This is a genomic window from Sulfurimonas sp., from assembly GCF_041563035.1.
Classification (GTDB): Bacteria; Campylobacterota; Campylobacteria; order Campylobacterales; family Sulfurimonadaceae; genus Sulfurimonas.
Window position 1 is genome coordinate 343,739 of sequence record NZ_JBFFNS010000001.1, and the last position, 18,347, is coordinate 362,085.

General features: G+C 35.4%; 14 protein-coding genes and 1 riboswitch. Of the genes, 2 read left to right on the plus strand and 12 right to left on the minus strand.

The window, feature by feature from the left end; all coding sequences use genetic code 11:
- Positions 1 to 4 precede the first annotated feature (4 nt).
- Positions 5 to 160 (minus strand): hypothetical protein, encoded by a 156-nt coding sequence (locus tag ABZC13_RS01655; RefSeq protein ID WP_372999042.1) that lies wholly within the window; start codon positions 158 to 160, stop codon positions 5 to 7.
- Between the two features lie 172 nt (positions 161 to 332).
- Here ABZC13_RS01655 and ABZC13_RS01660 point away from each other — a divergent pair, with 172 nt between their 5' ends.
- Positions 333 to 632, plus strand: coding sequence for a hypothetical protein (locus ABZC13_RS01660; protein WP_372999045.1), 300 nt, complete (start codon positions 333 to 335; stop codon positions 630 to 632).
- A 53-nt stretch (positions 633 to 685) separates the two neighbouring features.
- On the opposite strand, the gene ABZC13_RS01665 is transcribed toward ABZC13_RS01660, so the two are convergent.
- Positions 686 to 2,920: a nitrate- and nitrite sensing domain-containing protein gene (locus tag ABZC13_RS01665; RefSeq protein ID WP_372999048.1), complete on the minus strand. Its 2,235-nt coding sequence runs from the start codon at positions 2,918 to 2,920 to the stop codon at positions 686 to 688.
- 56 nt (positions 2,921 to 2,976) lie between these two features.
- Positions 2,977 to 3,066, minus strand: a riboswitch (cyclic di-GMP riboswitch).
- Positions 3,067 to 3,223: 157 nt separating this feature from the next.
- On the opposite strand from ABZC13_RS01665, the gene ABZC13_RS01670 reads away from it, so the two are divergent.
- Positions 3,224 to 3,889 (plus strand): uracil-DNA glycosylase, encoded by a 666-nt coding sequence (locus tag ABZC13_RS01670; RefSeq protein ID WP_372999051.1) that lies wholly within the window; start codon positions 3,224 to 3,226, stop codon positions 3,887 to 3,889.
- Here the strand turns inward: ABZC13_RS01670 and ABZC13_RS01675 are convergent.
- The 10 genes from ABZC13_RS01675 to ABZC13_RS01720 all read right to left on the minus strand — a co-directional run bounded on the left by ABZC13_RS01675 (position 3,882) and on the right by ABZC13_RS01720 (position 18,146).
- Complete coding sequence (locus ABZC13_RS01675; RefSeq protein ID WP_372999054.1) at positions 3,882 to 4,886, minus strand: endonuclease/exonuclease/phosphatase family protein; 1,005 nt, start codon at positions 4,884 to 4,886, stop codon at positions 3,882 to 3,884. The two genes, ABZC13_RS01670 and ABZC13_RS01675, sit on opposite strands and share 8 nt — an antisense overlap.
- A complete protein-coding gene (locus ABZC13_RS01680) occupies positions 4,886 to 6,835 on the minus strand; it encodes a M3 family metallopeptidase (protein ID WP_372999057.1) in 1,950 nt (649 codons plus the stop codon). The genes ABZC13_RS01675 and ABZC13_RS01680 overlap by 1 nt, the downstream gene beginning before the upstream one ends.
- Positions 6,835 to 7,926: a trypsin-like peptidase domain-containing protein gene (locus ABZC13_RS01685; RefSeq protein WP_372999060.1), complete on the minus strand. Its 1,092-nt coding sequence runs from the start codon at positions 7,924 to 7,926 to the stop codon at positions 6,835 to 6,837. The genes ABZC13_RS01680 and ABZC13_RS01685 overlap by 1 nt, the downstream gene beginning before the upstream one ends.
- 2 nt (positions 7,927 to 7,928) lie before the next feature.
- A complete protein-coding gene (locus tag ABZC13_RS01690) occupies positions 7,929 to 9,245 on the minus strand; it encodes a hypothetical protein (RefSeq protein ID WP_372999063.1) in 1,317 nt (438 codons plus the stop codon).
- An 80-nt stretch (positions 9,246 to 9,325) separates the two neighbouring features.
- Positions 9,326 to 12,511 (minus strand): NAD-glutamate dehydrogenase domain-containing protein, encoded by a 3,186-nt coding sequence (locus tag ABZC13_RS01695; RefSeq protein ID WP_372999066.1) that lies wholly within the window; start codon positions 12,509 to 12,511, stop codon positions 9,326 to 9,328.
- 60 nt (positions 12,512 to 12,571) lie between these two features.
- Positions 12,572 to 14,209: a protein kinase gene (locus ABZC13_RS01700; RefSeq protein ID WP_372999069.1), complete on the minus strand. Its 1,638-nt coding sequence runs from the start codon at positions 14,207 to 14,209 to the stop codon at positions 12,572 to 12,574.
- A gap of 1 nt (position 14,210) precedes the next feature.
- Positions 14,211 to 15,071 carry a hypothetical protein gene (locus tag ABZC13_RS01705; RefSeq protein ID WP_372999072.1) on the minus strand — a complete coding sequence of 287 codons (861 nt, stop codon included), beginning with the start codon at positions 15,069 to 15,071 and terminating at the stop codon, positions 14,211 to 14,213.
- Between the two features lie 21 nt (positions 15,072 to 15,092).
- Positions 15,093 to 15,887, minus strand: a complete 795-nt coding sequence (locus ABZC13_RS01710; protein ID WP_372999076.1) for an ABC transporter ATP-binding protein — start codon at positions 15,885 to 15,887, stop codon at positions 15,093 to 15,095.
- Positions 15,887 to 16,702, minus strand: a complete 816-nt coding sequence (gene ntrB / locus ABZC13_RS01715; RefSeq protein WP_372999079.1) for a nitrate ABC transporter permease — start codon at positions 16,700 to 16,702, stop codon at positions 15,887 to 15,889. The genes ABZC13_RS01710 and ntrB overlap by 1 nt, the downstream gene beginning before the upstream one ends.
- 64 nt (positions 16,703 to 16,766) lie before the next feature.
- A complete protein-coding gene (locus tag ABZC13_RS01720; protein WP_372999082.1) occupies positions 16,767 to 18,146 on the minus strand; it encodes a CmpA/NrtA family ABC transporter substrate-binding protein in 1,380 nt (459 codons plus the stop codon).
- Between the last annotated feature and the right edge of the window lie 201 nt (positions 18,147 to 18,347).

An 18,347-nucleotide genomic window follows, 5' to 3' on the forward strand; every position in this document is an offset into this window, starting at 1 on the left:
AAGTTTATCTAAGCGAATCTTTATCTACTTCAAACAGTTCTCCATTCTCGTCTTCAACAAGGGCAGTGGCTTTTCCGTCTTCTGTAAATACGGTGATTATTTTTACTTGTAAATCATTATATGTGTAAGTGTCTGTTTCAGAATGATTTGCATGAGACATATATTACTCCTTTAATATTTGTTATATTTTTACATACTTTTTTAAACTTTTATAAATATATTTCATTTTGTCAAAAAATATTTGTAAGGGTATCGTAAAAGCCATCATAATAGTGTTAAAATTTGATATACTTGTGATAAATTTAGATTAATATTTTTATTAAAGGTTTTATGTGGATAGTGAAATAATTTACTCCGCTCTTGGTGTCGTTATATTTGTCATTATTGTTATTATGACTATGCGTAGCAATGTGGTTGAGATAGTTCAAAGCAAAGAAGAAAAGAGAGCAGACATCATCAATGGATATAAAAGAGAACTTAAAGCTGCGTTAGAACCATTAGAGGATGACGTGAAAGCAAGAGTTGCTAAAAAGAATGAGATGCTAAAAAAGTTTAGTGATGAGCTTTCACTAAATATCTTTTTTGATAAAGATGAGCTAAGGGAAATTATTTTAGAGCTTTCTCAAAAATAATGGTTGAAAGAACTTCTATGACTTTGTAATAAAGAAGTTCTTCTTGTGGTCGGTTAGTCTTGATATTGGTTAAGCATCTCATTTAGTAGAACAAATAGTTTATCACTGTTTGCTTCCATCGTTCTTAAATTATCTAAAATATTATCTTCATTTTCTATTCTGCTATCTTCATCTTTGAAATAAATAATACAATTATGTACACTGTTGTGAACCTGTTTATGTGGTTCTAGAGCTGCTTTATAAGCATTCGTATTTCCGAAACGTTCTTTGCCATTACCCTCATACCATTTTCCAAGTCTACACTCTACATGTGAGCCAAATGATTTGCTATTATCAGCTGTTACAATTGAGTCATAAGCATTTGCTTTATAGATAATATGATCGATTTTTGCTAAAACTATAAATACTTTGTTCTCCATATCATTAATGACTTTAGCCATCTCTACAGCATCTGTATTCATTTCACTCATAGTAGTGTTGAAGTTGTCAACAGAAGTAGAAGCTTCATCTGCAATAGTAGTCATTGTTTCTGATTTTCCCAAGATGATACTTGACTCTTGTTTCATTGAGTTAATTGAGATAGTTATCTCACTAGTGGCTTTTTGAGTCCTCTCTGCAAGTTTACGGACTTCATCTGCAACAACCGCAAAACCACGTCCATGTTCACCGGCACGTGCCGCCTCGATAGCCGCATTTAGTGCAAGAAGGTTAGTTTGTTCTGCAATATCTTTAATGAGGTCAACTACGGATGTAATCTCATTAGTTTTATCATTTAAGCCTTCTATAGATGTATTACTATCATTAATCTGTTCCACAAGTACTTGTAGTTTTTCTAAAATATTTTCTACTGCACTCATTGAATCATTTGAAGTTTGAGCTGTATGTTTAGTTGTAGTTTGAACTTCACTTAGTTCTTGGATTACGCTAGACATTTCACCTTGTATAAGCCCAAGCCCATCTCCAACGCTACCGATTGATCTGACATTTGAATTAAAATTGATAATATTTTGCTTTTCATGTGCTTCTTTCATGGCACAGATGCCATCTTTTACATTATGAATTGCTTCAGCAAAATCACCGTGAAGCCCATTATCATTGAGTTCATAGCTAAAGTCCCCTTGTGAAGCTTTATGAACCGAAGTGTTTATTCTGCCTGTTAAATCTTTGATTAAGTCTACTAGTGTTGCAAGAAGGTGGGTGATCTCGTCCATCTCATTCCTAACAATCATTCTTCTGTCTACGTCAATAGATAAATCACCTTCAGTTGTAATCTGGCCAATTATTCTTTTAACCCTGTTTATAGAGTTAGTTATACCATTTGATACATCCCTTGTCAGATACATAGCAAACAAGACCACAAGAGCTGAAATCATCGATACAAAAAGAAGAGACATCATTGAATTAGAAACCATAGACGCTGCCATATCTAAAGTGTAGTTTGCCAAAGTATCTTCAAACTGTTTTAGCTTATTGATTTTTTTAGTGATAGTTTTAAACCATACGGTAGCGTCTACACCAAACTCACTCTCTTTTGAAGAGGCTATTTCCCTGAACTTATTTACTTCTGCAAATGAACTGTCAGACTTTGTTGTGTTATATGCTTGTTGCATTTCAGAGTTTGCTGTATGCATAAAGAGATTAGTCAATGCTTTTTGCTCAGAAACCAAAGAAGCAAACTTTGCAGCAGTTTCTCTTGTAAATTTGTCTTTTGCAAATACACCTGATAGTACAGCTCTCTCTATTCCGGCTCTCTCTTTAGAAGAAATAAACACAACAAAGCTGTTGAAGTTGGTTCTTAATGTCGCATCTTTTGGTATTGTTGAGAAGTGAGAGATAGTATCAATTAGTTTTTTATTTAAAGCGGTATAAAACACTACGGCATCTTTAACCTGAGCACTTTGAGATTTTACTTTTGTTCTCATTGCAGGGATAGTATCAAGAGCTATCTCTTTACTAACCTTAGAGGCTGCATCTGAAGGGTTCTCAGATATATATGTTCTAAGCTCTTTAATCTTTGAGTCACTGGAATTATGTTGCTTAGGAAGAATATCTACAAACTTTGTTCCTTTTGAACCTAAAAAGCCGGCACTTGCACCTCTCTCTTTTTGCAGCTCATGTAAAACGGCACTCATTTTAACCGAGAGTTGTATAAGAGAAGCGGTATCTTTTATATTTTTATGACTATTCCAATTATCATAAGATGATTTTACAGAAAAAACTATAATAACAGAGAGCACTACAATACTTAGAAAAATCAGTTTATTTCTAATTGTCATGTTGTTTAGCATTTTATATCCTTAAGTTTGGAGCCAAATGCTGGTTAAAAAAGGAGGGGATGCAAGAGAAGTGCAACTAGACAATCTTTGGTTTTTTAAAAAAACTAAGACTCACAGCTTTCCGTCCTTATTTCACAATAAGTTTGGCTAATATATTGACAACAAAGAGTATAATTAAAGTAAAATTAAAATTTTATTAAATATAAGTATTTTATGTAAATTTAATATAAGTGTTTTTTATTATTATAAAAATATAACAAATAAGCTTATATAATATGAAAAAATTATCATATAAGTATCAAAGTAGGAGTTTTAATGATTTTAACAAATGAGTGGTCTATAATTTTATCATCCCAAATGCAAGAGGTATATTTTACAAAACTACAAGAGTTTGTAGATGCCCAGTATGCTTCAAAGATTATCTATCCAAAGTATGAAAATATCTTTAGAGCTTTCAATCTTGTATCACCAGAGAATGTAAAAGTTGTCATCATTGGTCAAGACCCATATCATGGTGAATTACAAGCAAGCGGTCTTGCTTTTTCTGTTTGTAATGAGTGTAAAATACCGCCATCACTGAAAAATATATTTATAGAGTTGGTTGATGATATTGGCTGTAACTATCCAAGCTCAGGTGACCTGACACAGTGGGCAGAGCAGGGTGTTTTACTTATAAACAGCGTCTTAACGGTTGAGCACGCAAAGGCTAACTCTCACAGGAATAATGGCTGGGAAAAGTTTACGGATTTTGTTATAGAGAAATTATCTCTAGAGTATGAAAATATTGTTTTTGTCTTATGGGGAAATCCATCTCAGAAAAAAGAGAAGCTCATAGATGCGGCTAAACATCTTATATTAAAATCTCCACATCCTTCACCCCTATCTTCTTATAGAGGTTTTTTTGGTTCTAAACCATTCTCAAAGTCAAATGAGTACCTAAAGGCTCATGGAAAAGAAGAGATAAGTTGGTGTCTTACTTAACTCTAAACTTTGCCATTACAGGTAGGTGGTCTGAATAGCCTTTTCCTTTATGCTTTGAGACTCTTGCTTTAGAGACTTGCCATCTGTAGATATTTTTCTTTTTAAATAGATAATTCTTATCAAGGTTAGTTATGGAATCATCTATATATGAAATTCCTTTTTTATCGAGTAAAGGCTGAGAGATTAAGATATTATCCAGTGCTTCTTTTTTACCTTTAAAGATATATGAATACCTCTTAGAAGCATCTGTATCATACCAAAGATTGTAGAAGTTCTCTTTTTCATACTTAACATCTTTTGCTCTGTGTATCTGTTTTAGAGTCCTTAAAACATGATTGATACCTGTTTTTCCATTTGTATCATTATGTTTTCTGTTTCTCTTAAATATTAAAAACTCTTCATAGTGTGAGTTGAAATCTCCAAGCAAAACAATATTTTTATCGTAGCCTATCTCAGAAACTCTTTTTCTGAGAGTCTTTGCAGATACTATTCTCATGCTCTCAGGACCAGATTTGGCTTTCCAATGATTTATAAAGATATACAAGTCATTTCCGTTTATCTTAAACTTACTCTCTAGAATGTTTCTATATTTATAGGTTGAGGTAACACTTAACTCTTTGGAATACGTAAATGGAAGCTTACTTAAAAATGCTACTTTAGTAGCCGTATGCTTTTTGTCTGCTATGGAGTAGTACTGATAGTATAAGCCGTTTTGTTTTAGAGTAAACCTTAAGTCTTTTAGGGCTTGTAAGGAGTGTACCTCTTGTAAGGCTATTATGTCTGCATCTATCTCTTTAATGACTTTGGCAATATTTTGCAGTTTGATCTTGTACGTTCTTTGATTCCAGTTACTATTAGTATTTGGTTCATACTCTTTGTACTTGTAACCTTTTTTTTCAAGGTCAAAAAGGTTCTCTACATTGTAAGTCGCTATCTTCAAAATACTATCTCCAAAAAGTGCAGCCCAAAGGGCAACAAGCAGTAAAAGTGCTTTCACTATTTAATGCCGTTTAACCTTAGCAGGTTCTCAGGGTTTGGCTCTCTGCCCATAAGCTCTTTAAAGTAGTCATCCATACTTTTTGCTCCACCGCCGTTTAAAACGATGCTAAAATATTTTTTGGCAGTCTCAGAGCCAAAAATTCCCTCATCTACAACGCTGAAAAATGCATCTGCACTCAGCACTTCAGCCCACTTGTAACTGTAGTATCCCGCTGCATAACCGCCTGCAAAGATATGTGCAAAACCGTTTTGAAACTTGTTGTACTCAGGAGTCTTTATTAGAGCAGTATCTTTTCTTATCTCATTTAGAAGCTCTTGAACTTCATCTCCTTGGTAAAGTTTAGTGTGAAGCTTAAAGTCAAAGATAGAAAACTCGAGTTGTCTCAGCATCCCGGATGCCGATAAGAAGTTTTTGGCTCGTACAAGTTTCTCTATCATCTCATCGGGAATGACTTCTCCTGTCTCATGGTGAGATGCGAAGAGTTTTAAGACTTTAGGCTCATAAGCGAAGTTTTCTAAAAACTGGGATGGAAACTCAACAGCATCCCACTCAACTCCGTTTACCCCGCTGACTTCGTTCTCATGTACAGTGCTAAGAAGATGATGAACAGCGTGACCCATCTCATGAAAAAGCGTAACCACATCATCATGGCGAAGAAGAGATTTTTGTGTCTCGCTAGATGCTGGGAAATTACAGACTATAAATGCAGAAGCAAGCTGAATATTACCGTTTTCATCTTTACAGTGAGCCTGCCAGTTATGCATCCAAGCTCCGCCCCTTTTGCTTTTTCTGGCTTCAAGGTCAATATAGATCCTTGCCTTTAACTCATTATCGATAAAAATATCATAAGAAGTCGCTTTTTCATCCCAAAGCTTCTCATCCACTTTCTTAAAACTAATACCTACGAGTTTGTTTAAAAACTCAAACATTCCATTTACCACACTTGTCTGTTCAAAGTAAGGACGGTACAACTCTTCATCTATGTCATATTTAGCTTTTTTGAGTATCTCACTGTAGTAGGCAGTGTCAAAGCTTTGTAGAGGAGCTGGAGCCATTTTCTGAACCTCTTTTAACTCTTCTTGTGCCTGATGTTTTGATTTTGTTACCAGAGTCTGTAGAAAATCTTCTACACTCGCAGTATCTTTTGCCATTTTAGAAGCCAGTGAATACTCTGCATAGTTGTCAAATCCCAGTATTTTACTCATCTCATTCTTAAGTGATAGTAACTCATCTATGATGGCTGCATTTTCCGGTGCTCTTGTCACATAAGCCTTATAAAGGTCTTCTCTGATCTTTTCATTTTTACCATACGTCATATATGCGATATATGACGGCATCTGTAATGTAAACTTATATTTTGTTACCCCGTCTTCTTCGAACTTGGCACTCTCCAAATCGCTCTTTGGCATACCCTCTACATCTTCTTCGTTTTCAGTCACATACTCATATGCATTTGTGGCATCCAGAAGGTTTTGGGAGAAGTTGTTTGAGAGTTCACTTTTTTTTATGTTTATCTCTTGAAGTCTCTCTTTGGACACAGCATCCAAGTGAGCACCGCTTAGTTCAAAGTGCAGGATATTAAGCTCCAAAACTCTGTTTTGCTCAAAGTTAAGAGAGTCCGCTTCATCTTTTTGTATCTCTTTGTAAGCATTGTAAATGTCTAAATTTTGAGATAGTTTTGTAGAATACTCTGTGATTATCGGTAAGCTCTCAGCATATATCTTCTGTGTCTCATCCGAGTTGTTTACGGAGTTTAGATGCGAGAGCGGAGTAAAGAACATCTCTAGTCGCTCCTCTAGCATCTGTAACGGTTTTACAAAGTTTGCATAGGTCTTACCCTCTATTTTTAACAGCTCTTGGATCTTTTGATTGTTTGTTCTCAGTTTGTTGTTTAAATCATTTATAAAGTTGTCCAGATCTACTCTGAACTCTAAAAATTTGCTCATTATTCGTCTTCCTCGTCTCGTTTTAGTTTTATGGCTTTAAATTCGTTTATGAGTATCTCATCATACTTGTCGGAAAGTTTAAAGAGTCTGTCAAATGCTATCTTGCCCTCATCAAATGTAAGTGATGAGTCTACGATTAGATAAGAGAGATAGACGCTGTTTTCATTTATGGAAAACTGCAGGTAAGTGAGCTTTTCATTCTCACTAAGCAGATAGTCATAAAGCTTCTCAATGTTCTCTTGAGGAATTCTGCATAGTTTTGAATCACCTATGATGATTCCGTTTTCATAGTAGTTTATCTCTACTCTCGCACTGCCGTGGTCTACTCTCCAAGAAGCTTGTGAGCGTCTTGCCAATGTGACATTTACATCAAGAGAAGCTAAAATCTCTTCCATAAGTTTTGTTGCTCCGGTAGGGTTATATCCTTTTCTTCTTTGTTTTGCAACTTCAAGTTTTGTACCGCATTCCGGACAGTAGTCATTTTTGATCTCTTCTTCTTTTATAAGATTTTTACAAGATGGGCACTTGATAATGTTTACATCATTTAACTTTTTAAAGTTTTCAAGTGTCTCCTGAACATAAAAAGATGGAAGTGCAAAGCCTAAGTTGTTTGCATTTTGGATGATGAAAGTATTTACACCTATGACTTCACCCTTTACGTTGAGCAGTGGTCCGCCACTATTACCAGGGTTTATGGCTGCATCTATCTGTATATACTCTAAATCTTCATAAAGTCTTGAAGCTTTTGATACTATTCCCTCAGTAGAGGTATAGTTTAATCCGTACGGATGCCCGATTGCTATTGTGGTGTCACCGTCTTTTACGATCTTGTTTGATAGAATGAGAGGATTTTTAAGTACCACAAAGTCTGAGTGTATGAATGCCAGATCGTAATCGGGATCGTCATATATCACTTGGGCGATAGTTCTTTTTATCTGTTTTGAACTTATAACCACCTCTTTAAGTCCACCGACAACATGAGAGTTTGTAATGATTAAATCACCGATAATAAAACCGCTGCCACTCCCGTATGGTGTCATTATTTGGATGATATTGTCTACATATGTATCAAGAATTATTTGAGTATTCATCTCTATATCTCCTCAAAGTTCAGATGTTTCAGCTGAAGAAGATAACTGTTGCTTAGTTCGTTCAGAGATGAAAAGTTTAACTCATCACCAAAAGGTTCGAGCTCTTTATACTGATTCAGGTGTGGAGTGATGGCATCTTCTATTTTTGCAATAATCGCTTTTTTAGCAAATGTTCCTCTCTCTTCATCATAAAGTGGAATGTAGTCCAGAGCTTTGAAAAAAGCCGGATTCTGAATCTCAACCAGTGTATGCACAAGTGCCTTGCTAACAGGGTTTAGCCCATAGTTGTAGAGAATGTAAAAAGAGATATATTTGTATATGGTCGGTATTATCTGCGTGTAGCGATTATTTTTGTACCAACGTATTTTCATAAGTGATTCAGTTATAAAGTTACTTATCTCTTCATGAGAAGTCTTCTCCATAGGATTGAAAGTATATTTTGAACTATAAAATTTAGTGCTAAAGTCCTCGAAATTCATCTCTCTGAGTTTCACTATGTACTCTTTTAGCTCTTCATTCTTAAACTCGGTTGGGTTGGTCTCATCAGCAAAGTATTGTTGTACTTTTTTACTAATCTTTTGATATATCTCGCATTTTGGAACCAAAAGGTAGTCTATTTTAAAAAGAAGCTGGAGGTATAAAAATGATTGCATCCCTGAGTTGTCATTTGTAGGAAGTGTTAGTATTTTTGCATCCAGTTCGTCTATCCAGTTATGTAAAAAACCATACTTTATCTTTAGCTCTCCATCGTCAAGTTTTACAAGATGCCCTGTGTCTTGAAGAGTGATATCAGGAAACTCGGTCTTTATGTACTCTTTATCAAAGTCTGCATTTAGTGCTATCTCCCTAAGAGGAAAAAATATCTTTTGTGGAGATACAGTAGCGTTGTCATGGTAAAGTTTTAGTTTTATATACTCTTTGTCACTGAAATAATAAGCATAGGTGAGCTGGTAGTTTCTCTCAAGTATGTAGCGTTTGAGTGCGACTTGGGCATCTGCCGTTTTTATCATAATGGCTTCAGCATAAAGGTTCTTCTGCGTGACTGCCCCTATTATTCTGGCACTGCCTTGATATATTTCAAACTTCAGTATGCCATCTTCTAGTTTAGTAATGATATTTTGGTTTGAATCTTCGCCCGAGTAGTTCTCAAGAGACTTAAAAAAGTACTCATAAGCCTTTATGATCTCATGTTTTTCAAATGCCTCGTACGACTTGTTGAAAAGCTTCTCCTCGTCTGGAGCTATGGTGGCATTTATGCCTCTTCCAAACGGGTGGCGCAGTTGAGTTATTTTAGTGTCAAAAAAGTTAAGCCAGTTCAAGTATATTTCCAAATCATAGTATTAAATTTATTATTATGATTATATTGAATTGAGACTTATAACTAGCAATGTTTTTTTGCTTAAATCAAAGAGGTCATAATCTGATTTACGGTTATGCTTACTTCTTCTATACTTTTTACCTCTTTTGACATAAAAAAATCAATGTTTCTTTGTATCTCTTGAAAATCCTCTTTACCATTTTCCATGTAGTTTTCAAATGCATCTATTGGTGTCTCATTTACTCTTTGAAACTCCAGAACCTGCTCTGTATAGTGAACTACGATATACTCGATATACTGAAGTAGCTGATGTCTTAGAACTTTCTGAGAACTTGACGTTATCTCTATAGTGTTTAGTGAGTTCATCATCTCTAAGATCTTAAACTCATTTACCACCAGATAAAATAGTACGGTAACATTGTTAAATGTGTGAAAAGAGTTCTCTTTTACCATGATGGCAGCGACTGCAAATTTCAAATAGTCTATAGCACTAAAAAATAGATTGAACTGATCATTGTCATCAATGATTTTAACGATTTTTTCATCTTTTATATTTCCCAATATCTCAAACAGGTCTGATTTATAATCGAGTATATGATTTACATCCACTTTGTGTTTACTTAGGTATTTCAGCATCCATCTGGTACTAAACCCAAGAGTACGTTCTATATCATCGAGAAGCTTGTACTGCTGTTTAATATCCATTTTAAAGTCGTTTCTATATATCTCAAATCTAATGTCATTGGCATCAAAGAGCTGGTTTGTGATTAGGTAAGATTTTATTTTTAGTAAGAAACTCTCTTTTCCTCTTCTGTTGTAGTCAGCAATAAAAGTAGCACCTTGAAGATTTACAATAGTGTCTGCCATCACAGTCGCTATGATCTCCCTGCGTAAGGGATGATTCACTATTTCATGCTCATACGCAACGAGAAAAGATTTTGGAAAGTATTTAAACAGGAACTGATTGGCGAAGGTCTCCTCTATGAGGGTAGAGTCAAGTAAGACATTTTTAATAAATATCTTAGAGTAAGAGATTATTGAACTGATGATTGGTCTTACCATAGAACCCCCGGCGCATAAGACCTCATGTATGTTTTCGTTTTTCGGGATGTAATATTCTCTTCTTGAAAAGCTAGAGAGGTTTGTCTCTAAAACTTCAATGCTTGAGAGAAAGTCATCAAGATATTTTTTACTTAAGCTAGAATCTCTGGAGATTGCAAGAGATTGATGATAGTTGCTCCAAAGAACAAGGTTTACCACCTGCTCAGTGAGGCTTTGAAGAGTCTGTTTTGCCCCCTCCTCATCCAGCAGATTTTTTGATTTTATGATGTTAAGAAGTATTTTTAGATTTACTTCATGGTCTGAAGTATTCACTCCGGCAGCATTGTCAATGCCGTCAATATTTATCTCTCCTCCGTTTCTTGCATATTCTATACGTGCTTTTTGAGTAAAGCCTAAGTTTCCGCCCTCACATACAACTTTGGCTTTTACTTCATGGGCATCTAGTCTAACTGCTTCATTTTGTTTATCACCCAAGTCTAAGTTTGACTCATCAGAACTCTTGACATAAGTACCGACTCCGCCGTTAAAGAGCATGTCTACTTTCATCATCAAAACTCTTTTGGCAAGTTCTTCACCACTCATAGTTTTTTTTGTAGTCGAGAGCATCTTCTTGATTTCAGGATTTAATTCTATACTTTTTTGAGATCGTAAAAACACTCCTCCGCCTTGTGAGATCAGCTCTTTATTGTAAGCACTCCAACTGCCGTTTTTTGCATTAAACAGACGAGAACGCTCCTCAAAGCTGGTTAATGGGTCTGGGTCAGGGTCTACAAATATCTCTTTATGAGATACGGCCGCTAAAAGTTTAAACTTTTTGGAGTAAATCATGCCGTTTCCAAATACATCACCCTTCATACTTCCAATACCAACGACGGTAATGGACTCTTCTTGTATATTTATACCCTTTTCTATAAAAAACCTCTCAGATGACATAAGCGCACCGCGGGCTGTGATTCCTAACTCTTTATGCCCAAAACCGTTACTTCCGCCGCTGGCAAAAGCATCTCCGAGCCAGTAACCGCGACTCACGGCTATCTCATTTGCAACATCACTCATGGAAGCTGTTCCTTTGTCTGCTGCAACAACAAAGTATGGATCGTCACCGTCATAAGCTATGATATTTTCATGTCTGATGATTTCACCATCTACTCTGTTATCAACTAAATCAAGCATGTTGTTTATAAATGCGCTGTATATTGTTGTGAAGAGATCCGGAGTAATGTTTGCTATGTCTTTGTTTATAACAAATCCGCCTTTTGCTCCATCAGGAATAATGATGGAGTTTTTCCCCTCTTGAGTAATCATTAGTGACTTTATCTCTTGACGGTAGTCTTCATGCCTTTCACTCCATCTAAGCCCTCCGCGACTTATCTTACTCATTCTAAGATGCAGACCGCTAAAGTCAGGGTGATATACAAAGGCTTCTATCTTTGGCTGAAGACCTTTTAGATTTTCTGAGTATGTTGCCGTATCTATTTTAAAGGATATGGCAGGATTATTTAAAAAATAGTTTGTTCTAGTGAGAGTTTTTATAAGTGCGTAAGTGAGTTTTAAAATCTTATCGTCCATAATATTTGGAACATTTTTTATCAGCTCTTCTATCTCTGTCTCAATATCTTTCATCATCTTTTCACGCTTAGTTACAAGAGGATCAAACTTAGCTATAAAGTAGTCTACAAAGAGTTTTGATATCTCATGGTATAGAGTTATTGTATGTAATATCGTCTCTTGATTCAGGGCTATGACAGACTGGTCAATATACTCGATCATTGCCCGAAGCAGTAGAACTTTTCTTATAGAAAGATTTTGATTATAGACCAGTGAAAAGAGCTTGCATCTTTGTAGTATAGACCCATTGAGTGAATCTGATATTACATTTTCAATATTATATTTAGATACGGTTATATTCTTTGTATCGTCAATCTTTAGGTTAAACCTATTGATATAAACATCTTTTTTAGATTTTTTTATCTTATAAGCGACTTCATCGATAATAGTAAAACCAAAGTCATGTAAAATCGGTACGATTGAAGACAGATACAGTTGGCTAGTGGCAAAAATGTTTATAGACGGATGCAGTTTGTTATCCATTATTTGAGTGATTATCTTCTTTTCCAAAATACTGCTAAAAAGCTCATCACTGATAGTTAAATCTTTCTCTGAGAGTAGACCGGAAAATACCGCGTTCATTGAAGAGGATTGCATAAAATCTCCTTAAAAATTAACTTATATACATCATTGTAGCACAATGTTAATTTTAGTTCTTTATGAATTCATCCAGATTAGTAGTGCAAAATTAAATAGTAACATTATTATAAATCCACTCTTGTAAAAAGTGAGTGGTGAACGTTCAATAAGAGTAGCATCTTTTGGAAAAAACGGTTTTACTTCTTTTGGACGTTTAAGTTCAAAATTCATCTCAGAATAGTGCTCATATCTGTTCTCTTTGTCTATAGCGATTGAGCGAAGTATGACACTGTCTAGCCAATCAGGAATGTTGTTGTTAAAAAAGCTTGGTTTCTTTGCTTGCTTAAAAGTTGGTGTCTGAAAAGGTTCTATCTCTCCATAAGGGTATTTTCCAGTTAAAGACAAGTATAGAGTTATACCGATAGAGAAGATCTCACTTGACTCACTTATGGACTCACCTTTAAATCTTTCAGGGGAAAGAAAACTAGGAGTCCCGGCTTTTGTGTTTTTAGAGAATATCTCTGTAATACTTCCAAAGTCTATGATCTTAAACTCTAAGTTCTCATCATCATCTTTTGCTATCATCACATTTGGAGGTTTGATATCTCCGTGTACTAGGTCATACTTTAGTAAAAACTGTGACATGTCTAAAAGTGTAGATGCTAACTCGACAGCATCGTCTATAGTTATCTGTTTATGTGAGAGATATGAGTCTAAATCTTCACCGTGAAAGAGTTGCATCACGTAGTAGCGGGCAGTTCTATTTGTTGGAATTACTGCTTTTGGAAAGAAGTCGGCTTTTAGTCTTTTTGCATTCCAAGCCTCTTTTACAAAAAGGTCTAGGATTATCTCATCATCTATGGCATCAGTTGGAGCAAACTTGACTACATACTGTTTGGTTTTTTTAGAACACAACCAAGTTCGGTCATTTTGAATGAGTGACTTTTGAAGTGTGTAGCCATCAACGACTTGACCAACTTTTAAATACTCTGGAATCATAAGGTTCTGTTGTTTTAGTTTTTCTACCTCATTCGCTTGGGATATCTCCAAAACTACAGCTGTAGTATCATCAGGGAGGTTGTCTTCTACTAGTTTAGAAGCTTTTTTTACTAGGTAAGAAGCACCGTTAGAGATGCCAGTCTCAAGACGATTTTCACTCATAATAGTGTATAGTCCATCACTGCATAGAAGTATTTTGTCGTCTTTTTGAATGATGTTTTCAAAGTAGTAAGGCTCTACATCTTTTTCAATTCCTATGGCTTGAGTGAGAACATTTTCATACCCTGATTCTTGCATTGCGTGGTCAAAAGATAGTTGGTTAATGCTTTTGTCTCTGTATAGATATACTCTAGAGTCTCCAACATTTGCACCGTAGAGTCTGTTTCCCTCTATGACTACCATAGTAAGAGTCGTGACTAACTCTGTTCTCTCATAATTTACCATTGACTCTTCATACAAAATTGAGTTTATTGACTTAACAAATGTGATTATAGACTTTTCTATACTCCATGTTTTTGGACGTATTTTAAAGTTGTTCATAAGATAAGTCGTAACTCTTTGGGCAGCCTCTGCACCTGCATCTGCACTGCCAACACCATCACAGACTATACCTACAGTAAGGTTGCCGATAGTCTTTATGTCGTAAAAATCATCGCCTGTTAAGTCTTTCCCTTTTGCAAGTGAAAAGCCTGATGTTTTGATGTTGTTGTTTTGCATGTTAAACTTTCTTTTTTGTAAAATATATAAATATTCCCAGTGCTATCATCAAGATAGATACACCGCCTATGAGATAAAAAGCATGAATCATCTGAGAATAATCATCTATAGCAATTTTAAATACTACCATAAGGGACTCTATTAGTAAAGCAATAAGTATGGTAATAGAGAATTTGGTTAAAACTTTATACTCTTCATGAGAGTTTTTGGAATAACTTTTAAATACTACTTCTTGAGCAAAAACAGTTTTTGCAAGGTCAAAGATTGCAAGTCCAAGTGTAAGGGCTATCACTGGTTTAAAAATTGCCTCTATTGAGAGTCCGTCTTTAAACAGTAATGAATAAATAAATTCATATACCGAGTATCCAATCGTAAATAGTGCTAATATCATCATGATGTTTGCAGTTAAAAAATAAAAGCTTTTACTAACAAAGTTGAAACCGTTATGTATCTCTACTAGACCTAATCTTTGCAGTAAAATAGAAATATTAAAGTCAAGAAAGTAGATTTTCCCGTTCTCTTTTTTTGCCACAGTTATACAAGTCTCACTTGTGGCACTACTTATATATGGTTGAGTGATTGCAATATCACTATCTTCAAAATCCATTTTGTTTAGCAGGTATTCTCTGTTTCGACCTATTGGTATGTGACTTGATTTATTTCTATAAATATTTGGAGATGTTTGAATCATAGACTCTTCATCACATGTGTAGATCAGTTCCAAAGATGGAAAGACTTTGAAAACTTTTTTATAGTTGTCCCTCTCTCTATCTTCTAGACTTCCAAGATTGAAAACTGTCTCAACTAAGAAGTTCTCAATATCAATAATATTTTCCTTATAAGTGCTCATAAATTCTTGCACGTAATTTTCCTTTATAATTTTTTATTCATCATCTTTTGCAAATTTTTCATACAAGAAGCTTAGTATCGCTTCACGGCATCTAATATATTCTGGATCACTTTGAAGTTCAACTCTGTTTCTGGGACGTTCAAGATTTACCTCTAAGATCTCTCCAATAGTCGCATCCGGACCATTTGTCATCATAATTACTCTATCACTTAGAAGTACGGCTTCATCGATATCATGAGTAATGATGATTACAGTGTTTTTAACATTTTGCTGAATCCTCATCAGATGCTCTTGCAGGTTTGCACGAGTGAGAGAATCCAGTGCTCCAAAAGGCTCATCCATCAGTAAAACTTTAGGCTTGATAGAGAGTGCTCTTGCAATACCGACACGCTGTTTCATCCCACCGCTTATCTCGTCTGGCAGTTTGTCTTTTGCATGGTCAAGATTTACCATAGATACAAACTTCTCAACTCTCTCTCTAAGTTCTGCCGAGCTTAATTCAGGCATAACTTTTTTTACTGCCATCTCTATATTTTGATATACACTTAGCCAAGGAAGAAGTGAGTGGTTTTGAAAAACTACCGCACGTTCTGGTCCAGGTCCTTGTACATGTTTGTTCTCTAAAAGAATATGCCCCTCTGTCTGTGCATCCAGACCAGAGATCATATTTAAAAGAGTACTTTTACCACATCCACTATGTCCGATGATAGAGATAATCTCATTTTTCTTTATCTCTAGATTTACATCTGTTACCGCTACATAATCATCCTTTCCCGGAATCGGGAATCTTTTTTCAATATTTTCTAGACTTAAAAATTTTTCACTCATTACGCTCTACCTTTTTTTGTATAATCAAAATAATCTGCAAGTTTTCCCATAATAAGATCCAGTAAGTAACCAATCAGACCGACTACGATAATACCGATGATGATGTTATGATAGTTGAGGTTGTTGTACTCATCCCAAATCCAAAAACCGATACCAATACCGCCTGTAAGCATCTCAGCTGCTACGATAACTAACCATGCGATACCAAGAGATAGTCTCATCCCCGTAAAGATATATGGAACTGAAACTGGCAGGATAATCTGGACAATCTTCTCTAGTGGAGAGAACCTAAGAACCTTTGCAACATTCATATAGTCTTCACTAACACTCTTAACACCTAAAGCCGTGTTTATAATGATTGGCCAGATAGACGTAATGAAAATAGTTGAGATAGCCGTCATATTTATATCTTGAAATATAAATAGAAGCAGTGGCAACCAAGCTAGTGGAGAAACAGGCTTAAATATCTGAATGAACGGATCAAATGCATACTGAGCACTCTTACTCATCCCTATTAGTAAACCTAATGGAACACCTACAAGTATTGCTAAAACAAAACCTGCAAATACTCTCTTTAGCGACTCTAGAACTTGCCAAAACAGACCTTTAACATCTTGGTTTTCTACATAAAAAGGGTCAGATAAAACACCGACTATTTCATCACCATCAGCATTAACTCCACCAAATGCTGCTACATAAGTATCACTGGGTGTTGGAAAGTCTTCAACTATATTGGATAAGCTAGACCAAAATTGGATTATAAAAAGCAAAACCAATAGTGGCAGTACAATTTTTTTTACTGTTTCTTTATTCATATTTTTCCTTTAAACGTTAAACTCATTAGGTATCTATTTTCATAGATACCTATCAATCTAATTTTTACTTTGTAACATACTTAGGATCTGCACAACCAGCTGGACCGTATGGACACACATAATTTGGTTGTTCAGTTTTTACACTCCACTTGTTAGCTTTTAAAAGTTCTTCTTTTGAGACTTTTGATTCATCAATGCCTGTAGAGAATATATACTCAACAGCTTTGTTTGGATCCCAGACTTTTGAATCCATAAACATGTTGTACTTATCTACACCGTCTTTTTTCCAAGCACTCGGAGGAAGGCTATAACCAACTTCTTTGGCAACCTCTGCAAACAGGTCAGGGCGGTAAACAGACTCGATTACTTTTTTCATATCAACAGCTTTGTCAATCTGACCCCATCTGTACATCTGAGTGATGAACCACATACCGTGAGAGTAGTAAGGATAAGCAGCATAGTAGTTAGCAAAAACATTAAACTGAGGATTTGGCTCAGATTTTTGACCTTTAAGGTACTGAAATGTACCAGTCATTGATTTCTCTAAAACACTTACAGGAGCTTTTACATAGTTTGGTTTACTCAGGATTTTTGCCGCTTCTTTGCGGTTTTCCCATGAAGCATCCAGCCACATTTGAGCTTCTAAAATCGCTTTCATTACAGCTTTTGTAGTCTCTGGATTTTTCTCTATAAAGTCAGCACGAGTCTGTAAAACTTTTTCAGGATTGTTGTTCCATATATCGTAGTTTGTTACAAGAGTAGAACCTTTTTTCTTTAAAACAATTCTTTCATTCCAAGGCTCACCAACACAGTATCCTTCAATGTTTCCAGCGATGAGGTTAGAAGGCATTGTCGGTGGAGGAAACGGCTTAATCGTCGTATCACGATCAGGAACGATTCCAGAACTTGCCATCCAGTATCTTAACTCGTAGTTGTGAGTAGAAACCGGGTGAACCATACCAAAAGAGAGTGGCTGATAGTTAGAACCCTCAGCTTTGTGTTTAGCATCTATATATTTTTTAAGAGCTTCTGATGTTAATGGACGAGCAGTTTTGTCCATTCCGTATTTTTCCATCTCTTTAATAATCTTGTTTCCGAATGTAATACCATTACCGTTAAAATCAAGAGAAAGCACAGCTTGAAGATTAGCGTTACCGTTGATACCTAAAGTCGCTGCAATAGGCATACCTGCTAGAGCGTGGGAAAAATCATACTCTCCAGAGATGACTTTTTGTTGGATCCCTGGCCATCCGCCGCCTTCTTTAACAACGTGAACATCTAAACCGTATTTGTCAAAAAAACCTTTCTCCTCTGCAATTACGATAGGCGCACAGTCAGTCAGAGCAATAAAACCTATAGTCAACTTCTTCTTCTCTACTTCTGCCAACAATGATGTTGCAACCAATGACAAACCTAATCCTATACTTACTATTTTCTTTAGCATCTAATTCTCCTTGAAGTAATTTGTTATAGGAAAATTATAAGACACAAAAGAGAAATTAAGTACAATTAACTGATTAAAATATATACAATATAGTGTATGTAAAGTAAACCAGTAGTTCTATAAGCTGTTATTAATATACTAAATTAGAGTTGATTATTTAGAGAGAAGACTTGGATGATGATAAATTTATCATCATCTAAG